We start from the raw sequence: 1457 nt of genomic DNA on the forward strand, positions 1-1457 counted from the left end.
AATTCGCTCCTATGTATGGACTCGCCCCCACTGTCAACCCGCTTTGCTTTTGAACACCGCTACCCGGTTGCATCTATGTATAAGGCCTATTCGAGGAAGCAACAGTTGGCTTCTGGCCGCTATCGGATCAGCTCGCGGAATGCCGATTACAAATAGGCCTCAAGGGCCAGTAGGAGCGCAGGCATTTATCCGCGACGGTCTAACCTGGGGTCGATATTCTCTAGCAGGGGTTGAGACAGCTAAACGCCTCGGTGGCGGAACTCGTTAAATCAGGGTTTCATCGCAGCCTCCTGAGCCATGCTCGGTTGGCGGCGATAACTGTCTTCGTTCTGCAGAAGCACCCACATGATCCGCAGGTTGCGATTGGCCAAGCGCACCGCCGCTCCTTTCTGCCCATGACGGCTTAGCCAGCGCTGCAGGCGGCGATCATCCGGATGAGTCGAGGTGGGCTTGAGCTGCCTGATGACCGCGTGCGCTCCCTGAATAGCCAGACTGCGGATGTAGGCATCCCCGCGCTTGGCCATCTTGCCCAGGCGGACCTTGTTTCCACTGCTGTTCTGCTCCGGCACCGTGCCGAAATAGGCCGCAAAATCACGAGCATTCTCGAAGCGCTCTGGCTCCGTTTGCTTGGCCAGCATGGCGGTCGACAGGATCGGGCCCACACCCCGGATCGTCATCAACCGCTTCGAGGTACTGTCTTCACGGGCCGAGCGGTCCAGCCGCCCGGTCATCACCTCGATACGCTCTGCCAGCTTTAGCCATTCACCGAACACCTCGGAAATCAGTTCATGCAACAGAGGGGGCAGCGGCTTGCTGGAATCAGCCAATAGCTCAGGGATACTTCGGCTAATGGACGCCTTGCCCTGTGCAATGGAAAAACCATGCTCCAGCAGCAAACCACGCATCTGGTTGCCAATGGCCGTATGTTCTTTCACATAGCGTCGACGAACCCGGTGCAGCGCCTGCATTTCCAACCCGGCTGCGCTCTTGACGGGAACAGCATGGATATTGCTGTCTCGGCCTGCACGCAAAATAGCCAGTACATCGTTTCGATCGTTCTTCGGCCCACTGCGATGGTTCGCCACGTGCTGAGCCGGCAGAATCCGGGGCTGCTGACCTTGATCTTGCAGGAGTCGAGCCCATGATTGCGCACCAGGACCGGTTTCCATCAGCACCGTGATGCCTGGCGGCAACTGGTGCAAAAAGGTGATAAAGGCTGCGCGCGATTTGATGCGCTGCTCGTACACCACATGGGCCAGCTGATCCTCGCCGGCTACCTGAAATACATTCTTGGCTAGATCCACCGCCACGGTTGTGCAGGCGGAAAGATCGGTTGCAGACAGGGTTTTATTCTTCGGAGTATTCTTGCCCATGGCCTCGCCCTCGCTGTCGTTGACATCTATAGGATGCCACCGTGGCGCATAGACGCCTCGGCGGGGGCGAGTCCATCTGATTAC

Annotated in this window: 1 protein-coding gene; it reads right to left on the bottom strand. The window is 57.9% G+C overall.

Going from position 1 to position 1457, the window contains the following annotated elements; all coding sequences use genetic code 11:
- Positions 1 to 269 precede the first annotated feature (269 nt).
- Positions 270 to 1373, bottom strand: a complete 1104-nt coding sequence (locus K5D32_RS25680; RefSeq protein WP_221602314.1) for an IS110 family transposase — start codon at positions 1371 to 1373, stop codon at positions 270 to 272.
- Positions 1374 to 1457 lie beyond the last annotated feature (84 nt).

The organism is Pseudomonas cichorii, assembly GCF_019719005.1.
GTDB lineage: Bacteria > Pseudomonadota > Gammaproteobacteria > Pseudomonadales > Pseudomonadaceae > Aquipseudomonas > Aquipseudomonas cichorii_E.

Bases quoted from the DNA above. Each gene is read 5' to 3' on its own strand.
- K5D32_RS25680 (WP_221602314.1), bottom strand. From the start codon at position 1,373: ATGGGCAAGAATACTCCGAAGAATAAAACCCTGTCTGCAACCGATCTT.